Below are 17,249 nucleotides of genomic sequence, written 5' to 3' on the forward strand. Positions count from 1 at the left end.
ACGCTCAATCCAGTACCCGCTTCCCGTAGGCAAAATGGCCGCCCCAGTACGGTCCGTCGATGTCGTCCAGCCGCACCGTGCCGCCGCTGTTCGGCGCGTGCACGAAGCGGCCTTTGCCGACGTACACGCCGACATGGCTGATCGCGCCGCCGATGTCGAAGAACACCAGGTCGCCGCTGGCCAGCTGGGTCATCTTGCGCACCTTGCGGGCATCCATCGCGGCCATCTCGTGCGAGGTGCGCGGCAGCTGGATGTTGGCGGCGGTGCGGTAGATGTAGTCGACCAGTCCGCTGCAGTCGAAGCCACCGGCGGGCGTGTTGCCGCCCCAACGGTACGGCGTGCCGACCAGGCCGATCGCGCGGAACAGGATGTCGTTCGCCTCGCCGGCGCTGGCAGCCGAAGGCGCGCGCGGCGGCAGGCCGGCCAGTGCGGAATGCGATGTTCCCGAACCGGGCGGTCGCCGCTGCGGACCACTGGCGCACGCGGCCAGCAACAGCACGGCGGCGAACAGTAGTGCATGCCGCATGGCTTGCTGCGCTGGCAGCGCCGTTTCGGGAACGGAGTGGTTCTGCTGCATCAGACGACCTCGGCGTGCGACGGAGCGAGGTTATCAATTCGACAAATCACATGCAAATCAATTGATTCAATGTCTGTTTGAAGGAGAATCCTTAACCAAAGCCGTTCATCGTGGCCAGGTTGAAACAGCAGTTCATTGCCGCATTGCCGGCGGTCGCAGGGGGGCGCATCAGGGCCTCGTGACCACGATGGCGCGCTCGTTCAAGGTCTGCCCATCGGCACCCACGCTGCGCAATCGGTAGGCACCAGGGCGCAGATAAAGCACGTTCCTTGCATCGCGCAGGAAGAGGTAGCGATCCGCGGCGACGGCGTCGGCGGACTCGCTGGCGTAGTGGGCCTCGACCAGGCACGGAAATTTCTTTGCGCAGGCCTCGCTGTCGACGGGCACGGCGACGCGCAAACCGCCGAGCGAGAGCCAGGGGGGCCGGTGACCGCGGTTGGCGGGCGGCAGCACGGCTTGCTGCTTGCCGTCGATCGACAGCCAGAGAGGGCCTTGCGTGTAGTCGGAAGGCGCCGGGTTGGCCGGCGGAAGGATGATGTTGAGGTCGTATACCCCGGGCCTGGCGCTCCATGGCGTGTGGTCGTCGATCCGCAGCAGCGCGATCGGTTCGCTGGGGTGGAACGTGGCGACGATGCGGGCATAGATGTCGGCCGCCGGACGTGCCGGCAGATCGCCGGGGTCGTTCGAGTCGAGTGGTTGCCGGGCCGCTTGCGTGAGCGTCTCGAATTTCCGCAAGGCGTGCCTGAACGTGTGGTACGCCAAGGCTTCGCTTCTGGGGTTCTGCTCGCGGACGTCGGTCTGGTCGACCGACAGGGGCTCGAGGCCGCTGAGCTTGCTCAATTGCATCGCCATCGGCCTGGTCGAGCCGATCCGGCCGCGCTGCTTGTCGATGTGGGCGTAACCGGCGTGCACGAAGAGCTTCGCCTCGGGGTGGTGGGCGAAGACCTGCTCGTACAGGTTTCTGGCCTGGCCGTCCTCGCGGCCCTGCGGCGTGGCATCGGCCGCTTCATGGGGAACGATGACGTAGCCCAGCCGGATGGCTTCGCGCACGATGTCGCCGTACAACGGCTCGTGGAGGTATTCGCTGCCGCTGCTGGCTATCGGGTAGCCGCGCTTCACGAGTGAAACGTCCCGGCCGTCGAGGGCTTCGGCGGCGAAGTGCGTGTAGCCTTCCGCACGCAGGCGTGGCAGCAGCAGCAGGGTCAGCTCGCGGGTATGCCCGTCATGATGGGCCTCGTTCACCATCACCAGACGCCGGTTGCGGGCCAGTGCGGCGATGGCATCGACCCCGTCCACCGCCTGCCAGCGATCGGCTGGCGGGGCGGTCAATCCTTTCGGCAGCTCGTTGCGCAGCGGGAAATCGCGAACCGCCTCGCTGTAAAGCCCCAGTTCGTTTTCGCTGAAGGCCAGCATCTGCTGGGCAAGCAACCGGTCGTTGCCGGTCAACTGCGGCGTTGCCGCGATGAGGTATTGGTACCGGGCCAGTTCGCCGGTCAACGGCCGCAGTTCATCGAACAGGTTCGAGGGCGCTCCCTTTTGCGCGGCGTGAGCGCCGCTGCAAGCCATGGCAAGCGTCAGCAGGATCCATGTGGCGGCAGACGGGCGTTGATGCATGAGCTTTCCCCCGGCAATGCGTTATGCGGGTCTGGACCGGGTTCCCACGAGGCCACGCCAGGCAACGCCATCGGCTTTTCCGATGGCCTAGCGCTCGTTGATCGTGATGACCTGCTCGGCCAGGGTCTTGCCGCGAATATCCCAGGCGCGCAGTCGATAACGGCCAGGTCGCAGATACAGCTTGCTTGTCGTGTCGCCCTGCATGAAAGCGTAGCGATCGGCAGCGATGGCGTCATTGTCTTCATCGACGTAGTGCGCGTCGACGACACAGGGCGTGGTGACCCGGCATAGGGTGGTGCTGATGGTGTACGGGTGGCGTTCGTCGTGCAGGGTGAGCCACTCCGGCCGTTGCGTGTTGACGAAGTGCGCCAGCATGGGCTGGTTGCGGACCATGTCGTGCACGATGGTCGAAGGCTGGGTGTAACCGCTCTCGACGGCGCGCTGGCCGGCGGCGGGTGGCAGCAGCACGTTGATGTCGTATTGCTCCGGATGTGCGCTCCACGGCTTGCCGGTGCTGCGGTCGAGCAGGACGAAGGGGCCCTTGGAAGGGAAGTTCCCGACCAGCGCCGTGTAGGCGTCCGCTTCGCGGGGAATCTGCTCGCGGAACTGGGTCTGGTCGATCGACAGCGGTTCGATGCCGGTCAGCTGTTGCAGTTGCATCGCCATCGGTGCGGTGCTGCCCAGGCGCCCCTTGGCCTTGTCGATGTGTGCGTAGCCGGCATGGACGAACAGTCTGGCGTCGGGGTTCCTGGCGAACACTTTTCGGTACAGGTTTTTGGCCTGCCCGGTTTCGCGTTCCTGCGTGCTGCGGCTGTCCACGTCGTAGGACACGACCTTGAAGCCCAGCCTGATCGCCGTACGCACGATTTCGCCATACGAGGGTTCGTGCAGGTAGTCGCTGCCGCTGTTCGCGGTCGGATAGCCGCGGCTCATCAGGCTGGCGTCCTTGTCGAGCAATGCCTCGGCCGCGAAATGGTCGAAGCCGAGTGCACGCAGGCGAGGCAGCAGGGCCAGCGTGAGCTGCCGGGTATGGGCGTCGTGGTGTGCCTCGTTGATCAGGACGACGCGGCGGTCGGCGGCCTGCCTGACGATGACGTCGGCGGCATCGGCGGCCTTCCACCGTGCCGCCGTGGGGATGGCGGTGTCCACCGCCACGTGGCTCTTCAGCGGGAAGTCGCGCAATGCCTCGTTGTAGAGGCCTAGTTCGTTTTCGACCGAGGCGAACATCTGCATCGCGAGCGGTCGGTCGGTGGCGGGAAGTTCCTGTGCCGTCTTGATCAGGTAAACGTAACGGGCCAGGTCGTTGGGCTGCTGCCTCAGCCCGTGGAACATCTCGACCGCCGCAGGGCTGAAGCTCTGCGCCCGCGCCGGCAGGATCAGTGACGCGCTCAGGCAGAGCGCGACGGGAAGCAATCGGAACAGTACCCTGGCCGGCATCTTCGACCCCCCGTGGACGATTCGGAGCTAGCGTGCCTGCGTATGCTCCCGCAGGCAAGCGCTTCCCGACCAGGCGCAGGGACGCAGTGGTGGACTGGGTACAATGCCGCGATGACTACCACCTTCACTCTGCAGCGCGGCCATGCGCCGCTGCTGATCAGCCTGCCGCACGATGGCAGTTTCATCCCCGACGATATCGCGGCACGGATGCATCCGGCGGCCCGGCATGCCCCGGACACCGACTGGCATGTCGGCCGCCTGTACGAGCCGCTGGCGCAGGCGCTTGGCGCCAGCGTGCTGAAGCCGGTGGCATCGCGCTACGTGGTCGACCTGAATCGCCCCGCCGATGGCCACGCGCTGTATCCGGGCCAGCGCGAGACCGGCTTGATTCCGCTGCTCGGTTTCGATGGTGAACCGTTGTATCTGGAGGGCGAGGAGCCCGATGACGCCGAAATTCAACGGCGCGTGAATGACGGCTGGCGGCCCTACCACCAGGCGATTGCGCAGGAACTTGCACGGCTGCGCGCCGAGCATGGCCGGGTGGTGCTGTGGGAAGGGCATTCGATCCGCAGCCGGGTACCCATGCTGTTCGACGGGCGGCTGCCGGATTTCAATCTCGGCACGGCGGGCGGAGCGAGTTGCACTCCCCCCCTGCAGGCCCGGCTGCAGGCCTGCCTGGCGTCGCAGTCGCGCTTCGATTTCGCCGTCAACGGCCGCTTCAAGGGCGGCTACATCACGCGCCACTACGGCATGCCGGCGAACGGCGTGCAGGCGGTGCAACTGGAGCTGGCCCAGCTCAATTACATGGACGAGCAGAGCTTCGCCTACGACGAAGCGAAAGCGCCGGCGGTGCAGGAGCTGATCGGCTGCCTGCTGCAGCTCTGCCTGACTTGAGCGCAAGTAATTGCGGCCGCGATCGGCTGTGGTGAAAGTCAACCCGCCGCGCGCCTGTTGCGCGGGCAGTCGCGGTGCTCATTCAGCGCTCGTACGCCATGGCCGTCGCATCGTCGGTTTCGTCGCGCCGCCCGAGGTGCCGGGTTCCGGCCGGGTCCGCGATTCCTTCAACGTCCGAGGCTCGACATCATGATGCGTAAACTTCTGACCGCTGCCCTAGTCGTGGCAGGCGTTGTACTTTCCGGTTCCGTGTTCGCCCAGGCTGCCGCCGCCCCGCAGGCGGCTGCTCCGGCGGCTCAGGCAGCCCCGGCGGCGGCTCCCGCTGCAGCGGCGGACACGGCGCCGAAGGTGGCCGTGCACCACAAGTCACACCACAAGTCCCATCACCACAAGAGCCACAAGGCGGCCAAAGCAGGCGCGGCTCCGGTGGCGCCGACGGCGGGCTGATGGTGCCGTAGTGGATCAAAGCCCCGCCGGCGCAGGCCGGCGGGGCTTTTCATGCGCGCGGCTTGTCCGCGCGCCGCTCCAGGGTAATCAGCGCGGTGGCGCCGGCAGGACGGCGATGCATTTCAGCTCGATCGCGATCGGCGTGGGCAGCGCGGCGATACCCACCGTGGTGCGGCAGGCATCGACACCGGCGAAGTGTTCCGCATAGAGGCGGTTGTAGGCGGCGAAGTCGCGCTGCATGTCGGTGAGGAACACGGTGACATCGAGCAGGTCCTCCCAGCGCGCGCCGCTGGCCTCCAGCACGGCGCGCACGTTGGCGAACACCTGCCGACACTGCGCCTCGATGTCGTAGTCGGTCAGCCGACCATCCGCGTCGTGCACGTTGCCGGGGATCGCGTTGCTCCCGGGCTGGCGCGGGCCGACGCCGGAGAGGAACAGCAGGTTGCCGACGCGCCGTGCGTGCGGATAGGCGCCGACCGGCGCGGGGGCGGCGTCGGTGCGGATGCTGCCGCTGCTCACGCTGCGCCTTCCCAGCGACGGGTGAGCTGGGTTATCGCCTGGTGGTAGGCCTCGGGCAATTGCTCGCGGCTGCGCACGTCCAGGCCCAGGTCATGGATGTGGCCATCGTCCAGCCCATAGATCCATGCGTGCACTGCCAGCTGCTGGCCGCGCTCCCACGCCTCGCGCACCACCGTGGTGTGGCACACATTGAGCGCCTGCTCCAGCGCGTTCAGTTCGCACAGGCGGGCATGACGTATCGCGAACGACTGTGCCGGATCGAGTTTGTCGGCGTGCTTCATCGCGATGTCGGTGATGTGCCTGAGCCAGTTGTCGATCAGGCCCAGGCGGCTTTCCTTCAGCACCGCGCCGACGCCGCCGCAGCCGTAGTGGCCCACCACCAGGATGTGCTTCACCTGCAGCACGTCGACCGCGAACTGGATGGTGCTGAGCGCGTTGAGGTCGGTGTGCACCACCACGTTGGCGACGTTGCGGTGCACGAAGATCTCGCCCGGCGGCAGGTCGACGATCTGGGTGGCCGGCACGCGCGAGTCGGAGCAGCCGATCCACAGGTAGCGCGGTGCCTGCTGCTGCGAGAGCTGTTCGAAAAAGGTCGGGTCCTGCGCGGTGACTTGGGCAGCCCAGCGGCGGTTGTTGGCAAGCAGGTCTTTCAGTGAATTCATCAGGACTCCATCGGTTCGCGCCTGCGCGTTCTAGCGCTGCGGCGGGGTCGCCTCGTAGGCAAGGCAGATGTTCTTCGGTTCGGTGAAAAAGTGCAGCGCTTCGTTGCCTCCCTCGCGGCCGAGCCCGGATTGCTTGACTCCGCCGAACGGCGTGCGCAGGTCGCGCAGCAGCCAGCAGTTGATCCAGACGATGCCGAACTCGAGTCGGGCGGCCAGCCGGTGCGCGCGCGCGAGATCGCGCGTCCACAGCGAGGCGGCCAGCCCGTAGCGGCTGTCGTTGGCGATCGCCAGCGCCTCGTCCTCGTCCTCGAACGGAATCAGGCTGACCATCGGGCCGAAGATTTCCTGCTGGTTGGTCTGCGCCGCGGACGGCAAGCCTTCGATCACGGTTGGCGCGATGAACCAGCCGCCGGCGCAGCGGCCGGGCAGGGTGATCGCGCCGCCGCCGCACAGCACGCGCCCGCCCTCGGCGCGGGCCCGCTCGATGCAGCCGAGCACCTTGTCGTAGTGCGCTTGCGAAACCATCGCGCCGAGATCGCTGGCGGCGTCATCCGGGTCGCCCACGCGAAGCGCCTGCACACGCGCCAGGTAGCGTTCGCGGAACGCCTCGTAGATCGAGCGCTGCACCAGCAAGCGCGAGCCGCACAGGCAGATCTCGCCCTGGTTGGCGAAACCCGAACGTACGATGGTGTCGAGGTTGGCGTCGGACAGCTCGGCATCGGCGAACACGATCGCCGGGTTCTTGCCGCCCATCTCCAGCGACACCTTCTTGAACTGCGTCGCCGCGATGGCGGCGATCCGCGCGCCGGTGGCAGTGCTGCCGGTGAAGGAGACCGCCTTGACCTCGGGATGCTCGACGATCGCCTGGCCCACGGCGGGCCCGCGGCCCTGCACGATGTTGAGCACGCCGGGCGGAAAGCCGGCCTCGATGCTCAGCTCGCCGAGCAGCGCGGCGGTGCATGGGGTCACTTCCGACGGCTTGGCCACCACGGTGTTGCCGGCAGCCAGCGCGGGGGCGATCTTCCAGGTGAACAGGTATAGCGGCAGGTTCCACGGGCTGATGCAGCCGACCACGCCGAGCGGCTGGCGCAAGGTGTAGTTGATCGCGCCAATGCCGCCGGAGCCGGCTTCCATCGAGTGTGATTCGCTGCCCCAGCCGACGATCGCGGCGGCGAAGTAGCGCAGGTTGCTGACCGCGCGCGGGATGTCGAGCCGCCGCGCGAGGTTCAGTGGCTTGCCGCTGTCGCGCGATTCCAGTGCGGCGAATTCCTCTAGCCGCGCCTCGATCAGATCGGCCAGCCGGTTCAGGCAGTGCGCGCGCTGTTCGATCGGCGTGCTGGCCCATCCCGGCGCAGCGCGGCGGGCGGCGTCCACTGCTGCGGCGACATCCGCCGTCGACGAATTGGGGCAGTGCATGAAGACCTGGCCGGTCGCCGGATCGTGCACATCGAGCCAGGCATCGACGCGGGGTGCCCGCAGGCGACCATCGATCAGATTGGCTAGGCGCGGGGTGGGCATCGCGACAAGCTTAGAACCAGCGTGCCGCAATTGCACCGGACGCCGGCGTATGCGCGAGCGGGAAATAGGTCGGCAGCAGACGCCCGCTCAGCTCAACGCGCGGGTGCGGCCGCCGTCCACCGCGATGCTGACGCCATTGACGTAGGCGGCGGCGGGCGTGCACAGGAAGGCGATCACCGCGGCCACTTCGCCGGCTTCACCGAAACGGCGGGCCGGCACCGAGGCCAGCATGCCCTGGGCGATCGCGTCCTCGTCGCATCCGCTGGCAGCGGCCTGCGCGGCGAGCAGGCTGTCCAGACGCTGGGTGCGGGTGTAGCCGGGCAGCACGTTGTTGACGGTGATGCCGTCGGCCGCCAGTTCGGCGGAGAGGGTCTTGGCCCAGCCGGCGACGGCGGCGCGCACGGTGTTGGACACGCCCAGCCCGGCGATCGGTTCCTTTACCGAGGTGGAGATCACGTTGACGATGCGGCCGTAGCTGCTCGCGCGCATGCCGGGCAGCAGCGCCTGCAGCAGCACCTGGCCGGCCAGCAGGTGCTGGCGGAACGCGGTCTCGAAGGCCGCCGGTTCCGCGCCATGTGCCGGGCCGCCTGGAGGACCGCCGCTGTTGTTGATCAGGATGTGCACCGGGGCGCGGGCAGCGATGTCGGTGGCGGTGGCCTGCAGGCCGGCCGTGTCCAGCATGTCGACGCTGCGCCAGTCGTGCCGCTGCCCGGCGCGCGTCTGCGGCAGGCTCTCGGCGGCGGTCTTGAGCCGGTCGCCCGAGCGCGCCAGCAGGGTGACACTGGCGCCGAGTTCGGCCAGCTCGATCGCGCTGGCGCGACCAATGCCCTGCGAGGCGCCGCAGACCAGTGCGTGACGTCCACCTAGATCCAGTTGCATGCCCGTCGGCTCCTTTCAGTGCACCCATAGCCGCATGGCCAACGCAGCGAGCCAGCATAGCCAGCCCAGCCATTGGCTGTAGCGCCACACCAGGCGCCAGCGGTTGATCGCGGCGTCGCCCAGTGCAGGCAGGGCCGGCGAGCGCAGTACCTGCTGCATGTTGGCCCAGACACGGAACCCGGAGAATCGGCCCTGCGCAGCCGTGGCAATGACCTGCCAGTGTTGCGGATAGCGCGTGCGCAGCAGCGTCGCGGCACGGAACGGCGCCACGTACGACAATACGAACAGGCCGACACCGCTCGCCAGCAGGGCGAGATAGAGGACGATCATGGCGAAGGACTATGGCCGTTCTTGCCGCCGCTGCCGTTGCTCCACGGCAGCGGCAGCGCGGTGCGCAGGGTGTTGAGCACGCCTTCCCCCTTCGCGGCCTTCTTGCAGATCGCGTTGTCGAGCGCCTTCTCGTAGGTCTTGTTCATCATGCCGACCCACAGGGTGCCGTCCGGTCCGTGCGGGATGCTGAAGCTGCCGGTGGAGTTCATTTGCAGCGAGGCGGCGCTGGAACTGGAGAACGATGTCGGCGACTGTTCCCAGTAGGTCTTGCCCGACTGCTGCTCGGCCGAGCTGTAGACCAGCAGGTAGCGTGCCCTTGCGCTGTCGATGCTCAGGCTGCCGAAGGCGCCGCTGGTTTCGTCGCTCCAGCCCATGTGCTCGCACAGCCCGATGTCCTCGGAGCGGATCGGCTGGAACCCCTCGTCCAGCAGTACCACGGTCGGCGCGAACAGATAGCTGGCATGCAGCCAGCGCCCGTTCAATTCCGCCTTCATGGCGACCCGGTATGGCAGTTTCGCCTCGGTGGGCAGGCGGAAGGCGAGGAAGTAGCTCTGCGTGCCGTTGAGGTTCGCCACCATGCTGCCGCTGCCCAGCACGAACTTCTGCGGCTGCCACGGCAGCATGCTCCGATAGGAGAAGTCGGCGAAGTTGCTGCAGCATGGGCTGGCCTGCATCAGCTGCAGCTGGGCCAGCTTCAGTGCATCGCCGGTGTTCTCCGACGGCGGGCGCAGGTTCGGCGGCAGCAGGACCTTGGCGTTGTGGCAGCCGCCCAGCAGGACGGCGAGGGCCAGTACGGCGGCGGTGGCGGGGAGTCGGATCGGCATGGGCAGGGGTGTGCTCAGAATTCGGCGGTCCCGGCGGCTCGGGGGTAGGGGATGGCATCGCGGATGTTGGACAGCCCGCAGATATAGACCAGCAGACGCTCGAAGCCGAGGCCGAAGCCGGCATGCGGCACCGTGCCGTAGCGGCGCAGGTCGCGGTACCAGCCGTAGGCCGCGGGGTCGAGACCGAACTGGACCATGCGGCGGTCGAGGTAGTCCAGCCGCTCCTCGCGCTGGCTGCCGCCGATGATCTCGCCGATGCCCGGTGCCAGCACGTCCATCGCCGCGACGGTCTTCTCGTCATCGTTCAGACGCATGTAGAACGCCTTGATCGCCTCGGGGTAGTTCATTACGACCACCGGGCGGCCGATATGTTTCTCGGCGAGGTAGCGCTCGTGTTCGGTCTGCAGGTCGATACCCCAGGCCACCGGGTACTCGAACTTCTCGCCGGATTTCTTCAGGATCTCGATCGCATCGGTGTAGTCGATGCGTTCGAACGGCTTGGCGATGAACGCCTCCATCCTAGTGATCGCATCCGGCTGCACGCGCTCGGCGAAGAACTTCATGTCGTCCGGGCGCTCGTCCAGTACGGCCTTGAAGATCGCCTTGAGGAACGCCTCGGCGCAATCGGCATCGGCAGCGAGGTCGGCAAACGCGATTTCCGGTTCGACCATCCAGAACTCGGCCAGGTGGCGCGGCGTGTTGGAGTTCTCGGCGCGGAAGGTGGGGCCGAAGGTGTAGACCTTGCTCATCGCCAGCGCGTACGCCTCGACGTTGAGCTGGCCGGACACGGTGAGGAACGCCTCGCGGCCGAAGAAATCCTTGCGGAAGTCGATCTTGCCGTGCTCGTCGCGCGGCAGGTTGGCCAGGTCCAGCGTGGACAGGCGGAACATGTCGCCGGCGCCCTCGGCATCGGAGGTGGTGATGATCGGCGTGTTGATCCAGAAGAAGCCCTGTTCGGTGAGGTGGCGATGGATCGCCGTCATCATGGTGTGGCGCACGCGGGTCACCGCGCCGAACAGGTTGGTGCGCGGACGCAGGTGGGCCACCTCGCGCAGGAATTCCATGGTGTGCTGCTTGGGCTGGATCGGGTAGGTTTCCGGATCGTCGACGAAGCCGGTGACCTGCACGCTGTCGGCCTGCAGCTCGAACGCCTGGCCCTTGCCCTGCGACCGCACCAGGGTGCCGGAGACGATCACGCCGGCGCCGGCGGTGAGGTGCTTCACCTCGGACTCGTAGTTGGCCAGGGTGGCCGGCACCACCGCCTGGATCGGGTCGAAGCAGGAGCCGTCGGTGACGTTGACGAAGGACAGGCCGGCCTTGGAGTCGCGGCGGGTGCGCACCCAGCCGCGCACGGTCACCGTGCTGCCGGCATCGAGCCTGCCGGAAAGAGCCTGCTTCACACTGACCACGGCCATCGCTTGAAACTCCTGCTGGTGCGGCACCTGCCGGCGCGCAATGATGATGAACGGCGCGCGCGGCGAAGCCGCAAGGCCAGGCCGGCATGATAATGTAGCTGTCGCCCGCGCTGCGACTTTCCGGGCCATCTGCCGAGGTCGATCCATCGTCATGAGCATCACCATCACCCCCGCCGCCAACGAACGCATGCGTCATTTCCTGGCCGGCACGCCGACGGCAGCCGGCGTGCGCTTCGGCGTCCGGCGCAGCGGCTGCTCCGGCTTCGCCTACGTGGTGGACCTGGCCGACGCGGTCGGCGCGAGCGACCGGCTGGTCGAGGTGGACGGGCTGCCGTTGATCGTCGACGACAAGAGCCTGGCGCTGGTGGAGGGCACAGTGATCGACTTCCAGCGGCAGGGCCTCAACGCCAGCTTCGTGTTCCACAACCCCAACGCCACCGGCGAATGCGGTTGCGGCGAGAGTTTCACGGTGGGTTGAACGGGGTGGTACTTGCGCGCTCATCCCTGAGCGAGAAGGTCAAAAAGCGGCCATCCATGGCCGCACCTTTCAAGCCCCGTGCGATCTTCCGTGGACGCATGAGCCGGAAGGGGGCCATCCATGGGGCCCTCTTCAGATTCAGCCACTTGCGCGGCATTCCGCGTTCCACGTAGAATTCCGCTTCTGTCTGCGCCCCAACCGGCGCCGGCAGGACACTTGCCTCACCGCACCGGCGGGAGGCTGCAAGGCCGCCCAGGCCGCATCCACAAGGAGTCAAACCACGATGACCCTGCGTCATTACGAAGTCGTGTTCATGGTCCATCCGGACCAGAGCGAACAGGTCCCCGCGATGCTCGAGCGCTACAAGGCGCTGATCGAGACCGACGGCGGCAAGATCCACCGCCTGGAAGACTGGGGCCGCCGCCAGCTGGCCTACCCGATCGTCAACCTGGCCAAGGCGCACTACGTGCTGCTCAACATCGAAGTGAGCCAGCATGCGCTGAACGAGCTGGAGTCGGGTTTCCGCTTCAACGACGCCGTGTTGCGCCACCTGGTGATCCGTCGCGACGAGGCCGACACCGAGCCGTCCTTCATCCTGAAGTCGAAGGAAAAGGACGACGCCAAGTCCACCCGTCGCCGCGACGACGAGGGTGACGGCGAGGGCCGCGGTCGTGACCGCGACAACGATCGCGACAGCGACGACTGATCAGGAGCACACCCATGTCCAAGTTTTTCCGCCGCCGCAAGTTCTGCCGCTTCACTGCCGAAAACGTGAAGGAGATCGACTACAAGGATCTCAACACCCTGCGTCAGTACGTCACCGAGAACGGCAAGATCGTGCCGAGCCGCATCACCGGCACCAAGGCGCGCTACCAGCGTCAGTTGGCCACCGCGATCAAGCGCGCGCGCTTCCTCTCGCTGCTGCCGTACACCGACAACCACGACGTCTGATGACGTCGTGGGGAATAGGGAATAGGGAATCGGTTGCCTCGTAGCGCCGCTCTACTATTCCCAGTTCCCTATTCCCGGTTCTCTCAATTCGGACAACCGTCCTCTGGCTGCGTCGGGCCACACCGGCGCTAACGAACAGGAAAGCATCATGGAACTCATTCTTCTGCAGAAAGTCCGCAACCTGGGCAACCTCGGCGACAAGGTCGTGGTGAAGCCGGGTTACGGCCGCAACTACCTGCTGCCGCAGGGCAAGGCCGTGCGCGTCAATGCCGCCAACCTGGCCGCGTTCGAACAGCGTCGTGCCGAATACGAGGCGAAGGCCAACACCATGCTGGCCACTGCCGAGTCGCGCAAGGCCAAGCTGGTTGAGGTCGCGGTGACCATCGCCGCGCATTCCAGTGCCGAAGGCAAGCTGTTCGGCTCGGTCGGCCCGCGTGACATCGCCGAGGCGCTGGTCGCCGCGGGCCACGAAGTCCACAAGAACGAAGTGATCCTGGGCGAGGGCCCACTGCGCAACGTTGGCGAGTACGACGTGGTGGTGAACCTGCACGCCGACGTGCAGACCACCGTCAAGGTGATCGTGGTCGGCGACAAGTAAGCCGTACGCCATCCGTGCGATGGGACGAACGGGCGCCGCGAGGCGCCTGTTTGTTTTTGGGGGCAGGGAATAGGGAGTGGAGAATAGGGAATAAATAAAGCAAAGGCTGCGCTGCCTCGTTCTCTATCCCTATTCCCTATTCCCTATTCCCTATTCCCGGCTCCGCGGCTTTATACCCACCAACCCACAGCTTATCCACAGACTTGCTGTCTCGACGGTTGCGACGCCGCCGCGCATCATGGTGTCCGTGGGGCTACCCGCGACCTGTCGGCGCATTGCGCACCGCTCGTGGGGCCATTCCCAGAGGTAAGTCGATGTCCTTCGTGCCCGAACGCAAACCTTCGTCGCCTGCCATCGAGGCGTTGCGGGTGCCGCCGCATTCCATCGATGCCGAGCAGGCGGTGCTGGGCGGTCTGATGCTGGCGCCGGATGCACTGGACAAGGTGGCCGACCGCCTCGGCGAGGACGATTTCTACCGCAAGGACCACCGGCTGATCTGGCGGGCGATCAACGAGCTGGCGAACAAGGGCATGCCGTGCGACGCGGTGACCCTGGGCGACTGGTTCGAGAGCAACGGCCTGGCCGAGATGGTCGGCGGCGCCGGCTACCTGATCGAGCTGGCCAACAGCACGCCCAGCGCGGCCAACATCACCGCCTACGCCGAGATCGTGCGCGAGAAATCGGTGCTGCGCCAGCTGATCGACGCCGGCACCTCGATCACCGAGGACGGCTACCGGCCCGAGGGCAAGAGCGTGCACGAGGTGCTGGAAAGCGCCGAGCAGCGCGTGTTCCACATCGCCGAATCCGGTGCGCGCGGCAAGAAGGACTCCGTCTCGATGCGCGAGGCGGTGAAGGATGCGTTCCGCCTGCTCACCGAGCGCTACGAGAACCGCGGCCAGCTCACCGGTGTCAGCACCGGTTTCACTGACCTGGATGCGCTCACTTCCGGCTTGCAGCCGTCGGACCTGATCATCGTGGCGGCGCGCCCGTCGATGGGCAAGACCGCGTTTGCGCTGAACATCGCCGAGGCTGCCGCGCTGGGCGGCAAGAAGGCGGTGGTGGTGTTCTCGATGGAGATGTCCTCCTCGCAGCTGGCGTTCCGCCTGATCTCCTCGGTCGGTCGCATCCACCAGCAGCACCTGCGCAACGGCACTCTCGAAGAAGAGGACTGGCCGCGTGTCTCCAACGCCATCGCGCTGCTGTCCGACGCCAAGATCTTCATCGATGACACGCCCAGTCTGTCGCCGGTGGAACTGCGTTCGCGCGCACGCCGGCTGCACCGCGAACATGGCGGGCTGGGCCTGATCGTGATCGACTACCTGCAGCTGATGCAGGTGCCCGGCAACAAGGAAAACCGCGCCACCGAGATTTCGGAAATCTCGCGTTCGCTGAAGGGGCTGGCCAAGGAGCTGAACGTGCCGGTGATCGCCCTGTCGCAGCTGAACCGCTCGCTGGAGCAGCGCGCCGACAAGCGCCCGATGATGTCCGACCTGCGCGAATCCGGCGCGATCGAGCAGGACGCCGACGTGATCATGTTCATCTACCGCGACGAGTACTACAACAAGGAATCGCCCGACAAGGGCGTCGCCGAGATCATCATCGGCAAGCAGCGCAACGGGCCCACCGACACCTGCAAGCTGACCTTCCTCGGCCACTACACCCAGTTCGTCAACTATGCGTCGGATTCGTTCGTGGGGTCGTTCGACTGATCGCCGGAAGCTACGCTGGCGGCGAAGGCTGACAACTTCCTGCGCCGAGGCGTCTCGCCGCCTGCGATGATCGCGGGCTAAGCTCGCTTCCTCCACGTATCCAGCCGGGAACCCGCATGGCCAAAGCCAAGACCGCCTATGTCTGCACCGATTGCGGCGCCGAGCATCCGAAGTGGCAGGGCGCGTGCGCTGAGTGCGGCGCATGGAACACGCTCAGCGAGATCGTGCTGGCGCCGGCCTCGGCGGCGAAGCCATCGGTCGGCGCGCAGCGTTCCAGCTACGCTGGCGCCGCCGCCGGCGCGCCGCGCATCACGCCGCTGACCGCGGTGGCGCTGACTACCGAGGCGCGCACGCTGACCGGCATCGGCGAGCTGGACCGCGTGCTCGGCGGCGGCCTGGTCGAGGGCTCGGTGGTGCTGATCGGCGGCGATCCCGGCATTGGCAAGTCGACCCTGCTGCTGCAGATGCTGGGCACGCTGGGCGGGCAGCTGCCCAGCGTCTACGTCACCGGCGAGGAGTCGCTGGCGCAGGTGGCCGCACGCGCGCAGCGGCTCGGCTTGCCACTGGAGCCGCTGCAGGCGCTGGCCGAGACCTGCATCGAGCGGGTCCTCGAACAGGCGGCAGCGAGCCGGCCACGGGTACTGGTGATCGACTCGATCCAGACCATCTGGACCGAACTGCTCACCGCCGCCCCGGGTTCGGTGTCGCAGGTGCGCGAGTCGGCGGCCAAGCTCACGCGCTTTGCCAAGGAGACCGGCACCTCGGTGTTCCTGGTCGGCCACGTCACGAAAGAGGGCGGCATCGCCGGCCCGCGCGTGCTCGAGCACATGGTCGACGCGGTGCTCTACTTCGAGGGCGAATCCGGTTCGCGTTTCCGCGTGCTGCGCGCGTTCAAGAACCGCTTCGGCGCGGTCAACGAACTGGGCGTGTTCGCGATGGGCGACAAGGGCCTGCGCGAGGTGCCGAATCCGTCGGCGATCTTCCTGTCCACGCATGCGGGGCCGACTTCGGGCAGCGCGGTGATGGTCACCCGCGAAGGCACCCGGCCGCTGCTGGTGGAGGTGCAGGCGCTGGTCGACCAGTCCTCGCTGGGCAACCCGCGGCGGGTCACCCTGGGCCTGGAGCAGAACCGCCTGGCGATGCTGCTGGCGGTGCTGCACCGGCATGGCGGCGTGGCAGCGTACGACCAGGACGTGTTCGTCAACGTGGTCGGCGGCATCCGCGTGCAGGAGACGGCCGCCGACCTGCCGGTGCTGCTGGCGGTGCTGTCCAGCTTGCGCGACCGGCCGCTGCCGGAGCACACCATCGCCTTCGGCGAGGTGGGCCTGTCCGGCGAGATCCGCCCGGTGCCGAACGGTGAGGAGCGCCTGAAGGAGGCCGCCCACCACGGTTTCCGCCGCGCCATCGTGCCGAAGGCGAACGCGCCCAAGAAGGGGCGCGTGGGCGAGATGGAAGTGGTCGGGGTAGAGCGATTGGGTGAGGCGATCGACGCCTGTCGCTGAACCGCCGGCTACACGCCGCGATGCAGGATCAATTCCAGCACCGCCTTGCTGCCGAAGAACGCCAGCACTAGCACGGCCATGCCGACCAAGGTCAGGTTGACCGCGCGGGTACCGCGCCAGCCATGCCGCCAGCGGCCGTACAGCAGCACGCCGAACACCAGCCAGGCGCCGATCGACAGCACGGTCTTGTGCGCCAGGTGCTGGCCGAACAGGTTGTCGACGAACAGCACGCCGGTCAGCAGGGTCAGCGTGAGCAGCACGAAGCCGGCGCTGATCAGGCGGAACAGCAGGGTTTCGGTCAGCGTCAGCGGGGGCAGCGCGCGCAGCCAGCGGCCGAGCTGGCGATGGCGCAGGGCGCGCTCCTGCAGCGCCAGCAGGATCGCCAGCGCCGCGGCGATCGACAACACGCCGAACGCGAGCAGGGCCACCGTCACATGCAGCTTGATCTGCCAGTCCATCGGCTGCGGCAAGGTGGCTGGCGCCAGGAAGCTGTCCAGCGCGAGCAGTACGGCGGTCAGCGGGAACACGATCACGCCGAGCGCGGCGACCGGGCGCGAGGCGTTCACCAGCAGGGTCAACGCCGAGACGACGAACGCGACCAGCGACAGCGCCGCGAAGAAGTGCAGGTCCAGCGCGCCCCGATGCATGCCGAGCAGGATGCCGGCGTGGATCAGCACGGCGCTGCCGGCCAGCGCCAATGCCAGCCGGTTCAGCGGTTGCCCGCCGCCCAGCAGCGGGCGCGCCAGCCCGGCGGCGGCGGCGAGATAGAGCGCGATGGCGAGCAGGGCAAGAACGTGAAGGGCCATGACCGCGCAGTGTCGCACAGGGCCGTGCCGGCATGCATGCGGAGCGGGGCGATCCGTCCGCTATAATCGGCTGCTTTCCCGTGTGCCGG

General features: G+C 67.1%; 18 protein-coding genes. 7 read left to right on the forward strand and 11 right to left on the reverse strand.

Annotated elements, in window-relative coordinates:
* Positions 1 to 4: 4 nt before the first annotated feature.
* The 3 genes from UUA_RS03830 to UUA_RS03840 all read right to left on the reverse strand — a co-directional run bounded on the left by UUA_RS03830 (position 5) and on the right by UUA_RS03840 (position 3,628).
* Positions 5 to 526 carry a C40 family peptidase gene (locus UUA_RS03830; protein WP_081491495.1) on the reverse strand — a complete coding sequence of 174 codons (522 nt, stop codon included), beginning with the start codon at positions 524 to 526 and terminating at the stop codon, positions 5 to 7.
* Between the two features lie 219 nt (positions 527 to 745).
* Complete coding sequence (locus UUA_RS03835; protein WP_039953506.1) at positions 746 to 2,191, reverse strand: hypothetical protein; 1,446 nt, start codon at positions 2,189 to 2,191, stop codon at positions 746 to 748.
* Positions 2,192 to 2,278: 87 nt separating this feature from the next.
* Complete coding sequence (locus UUA_RS03840; RefSeq protein ID WP_008434420.1) at positions 2,279 to 3,628, reverse strand: hypothetical protein; 1,350 nt, start codon at positions 3,626 to 3,628, stop codon at positions 2,279 to 2,281.
* Between the two features lie 111 nt (positions 3,629 to 3,739).
* Here UUA_RS03840 and hutG point away from each other — a divergent pair, with 111 nt between their 5' ends.
* Positions 3,740 to 4,522: an N-formylglutamate deformylase gene (gene hutG / locus UUA_RS03845; protein ID WP_008434421.1), complete on the forward strand. Its 783-nt coding sequence runs from the start codon at positions 3,740 to 3,742 to the stop codon at positions 4,520 to 4,522.
* A gap of 534 nt (positions 4,523 to 5,056) precedes the next feature.
* On the opposite strand, the gene UUA_RS03850 is transcribed toward hutG, so the two are convergent.
* From UUA_RS03850 to asnS, 7 genes are all read right to left on the reverse strand, one after another.
* Positions 5,057 to 5,488 carry a RidA family protein gene (locus UUA_RS03850; protein ID WP_008434422.1) on the reverse strand — a complete coding sequence of 144 codons (432 nt, stop codon included), beginning with the start codon at positions 5,486 to 5,488 and terminating at the stop codon, positions 5,057 to 5,059.
* Positions 5,485 to 6,150 (reverse strand): carbonate dehydratase, encoded by a 666-nt coding sequence (can, locus tag UUA_RS03855; RefSeq protein WP_008434424.1) that lies wholly within the window; start codon positions 6,148 to 6,150, stop codon positions 5,485 to 5,487. The genes UUA_RS03850 and can overlap by 4 nt, the downstream gene beginning before the upstream one ends.
* A 30-nt stretch (positions 6,151 to 6,180) precedes the next feature.
* Complete coding sequence (locus UUA_RS03860) at positions 6,181 to 7,668, reverse strand: aldehyde dehydrogenase (RefSeq protein ID WP_008434425.1); 1,488 nt, start codon at positions 7,666 to 7,668, stop codon at positions 6,181 to 6,183.
* An 87-nt stretch (positions 7,669 to 7,755) separates the two neighbouring features.
* Positions 7,756 to 8,547, reverse strand: a complete 792-nt coding sequence (locus UUA_RS03865; RefSeq protein WP_008434427.1) for an SDR family NAD(P)-dependent oxidoreductase — start codon at positions 8,545 to 8,547, stop codon at positions 7,756 to 7,758.
* A gap of 15 nt (positions 8,548 to 8,562) precedes the next feature.
* On the reverse strand, positions 8,563 to 8,877 hold the full coding sequence (locus UUA_RS03870; RefSeq protein WP_008434429.1) for a hypothetical protein: 315 nt from the start codon (positions 8,875 to 8,877) through the stop codon (positions 8,563 to 8,565).
* The gene (locus UUA_RS03875) at positions 8,874 to 9,701 is read right to left on the reverse strand and encodes a MalM family protein (protein ID WP_008434431.1); all 828 of its coding nucleotides are present in this window, start codon (positions 9,699 to 9,701) and stop codon (positions 8,874 to 8,876) included. The genes UUA_RS03870 and UUA_RS03875 overlap by 4 nt, the downstream gene beginning before the upstream one ends.
* 14 nt (positions 9,702 to 9,715) lie before the next feature.
* A complete protein-coding gene (gene asnS, locus UUA_RS03880; RefSeq protein ID WP_008434432.1) occupies positions 9,716 to 11,116 on the reverse strand; it encodes an asparagine--tRNA ligase in 1,401 nt (466 codons plus the stop codon).
* Positions 11,117 to 11,267: 151 nt separating this feature from the next.
* On the opposite strand from asnS, the gene UUA_RS03885 reads away from it, so the two are divergent.
* The 6 genes from UUA_RS03885 to radA all read left to right on the forward strand — a co-directional run bounded on the left by UUA_RS03885 (position 11,268) and on the right by radA (position 16,354).
* Positions 11,268 to 11,594 carry a HesB/IscA family protein gene (locus tag UUA_RS03885; protein ID WP_008434434.1) on the forward strand — a complete coding sequence of 109 codons (327 nt, stop codon included), beginning with the start codon at positions 11,268 to 11,270 and terminating at the stop codon, positions 11,592 to 11,594.
* Between the two features lie 283 nt (positions 11,595 to 11,877).
* Positions 11,878 to 12,300, forward strand: coding sequence for a 30S ribosomal protein S6 (rpsF, locus tag UUA_RS03890; RefSeq protein ID WP_008434436.1), 423 nt, complete (start codon positions 11,878 to 11,880; stop codon positions 12,298 to 12,300).
* 14 nt (positions 12,301 to 12,314) lie between these two features.
* Entirely contained in the window at positions 12,315 to 12,545 is a 231-nt protein-coding gene (gene rpsR, locus UUA_RS03895; protein ID WP_008434437.1) for a 30S ribosomal protein S18, read from the forward strand.
* Between the two features lie 148 nt (positions 12,546 to 12,693).
* Complete coding sequence (gene rplI, locus UUA_RS03900) at positions 12,694 to 13,143, forward strand: 50S ribosomal protein L9 (RefSeq protein WP_008434438.1); 450 nt, start codon at positions 12,694 to 12,696, stop codon at positions 13,141 to 13,143.
* Positions 13,144 to 13,457: 314 nt separating this feature from the next.
* Complete coding sequence (locus UUA_RS03905; protein WP_008434440.1) at positions 13,458 to 14,852, forward strand: replicative DNA helicase; 1,395 nt, start codon at positions 13,458 to 13,460, stop codon at positions 14,850 to 14,852.
* Between the two features lie 116 nt (positions 14,853 to 14,968).
* Complete coding sequence (gene radA / locus UUA_RS03910; RefSeq protein WP_008434442.1) at positions 14,969 to 16,354, forward strand: DNA repair protein RadA; 1,386 nt, start codon at positions 14,969 to 14,971, stop codon at positions 16,352 to 16,354.
* A gap of 8 nt (positions 16,355 to 16,362) precedes the next feature.
* On the opposite strand, the gene UUA_RS03915 is transcribed toward radA, so the two are convergent.
* Positions 16,363 to 17,160 carry a cytochrome C assembly family protein gene (locus tag UUA_RS03915; RefSeq protein WP_008434443.1) on the reverse strand — a complete coding sequence of 266 codons (798 nt, stop codon included), beginning with the start codon at positions 17,158 to 17,160 and terminating at the stop codon, positions 16,363 to 16,365.
* Between the last annotated feature and the right edge of the window lie 89 nt (positions 17,161 to 17,249).

The organism is Rhodanobacter thiooxydans LCS2, assembly GCF_000264375.1.
Classification (GTDB): Bacteria; Pseudomonadota; Gammaproteobacteria; order Xanthomonadales; family Rhodanobacteraceae; genus Rhodanobacter; species Rhodanobacter thiooxydans.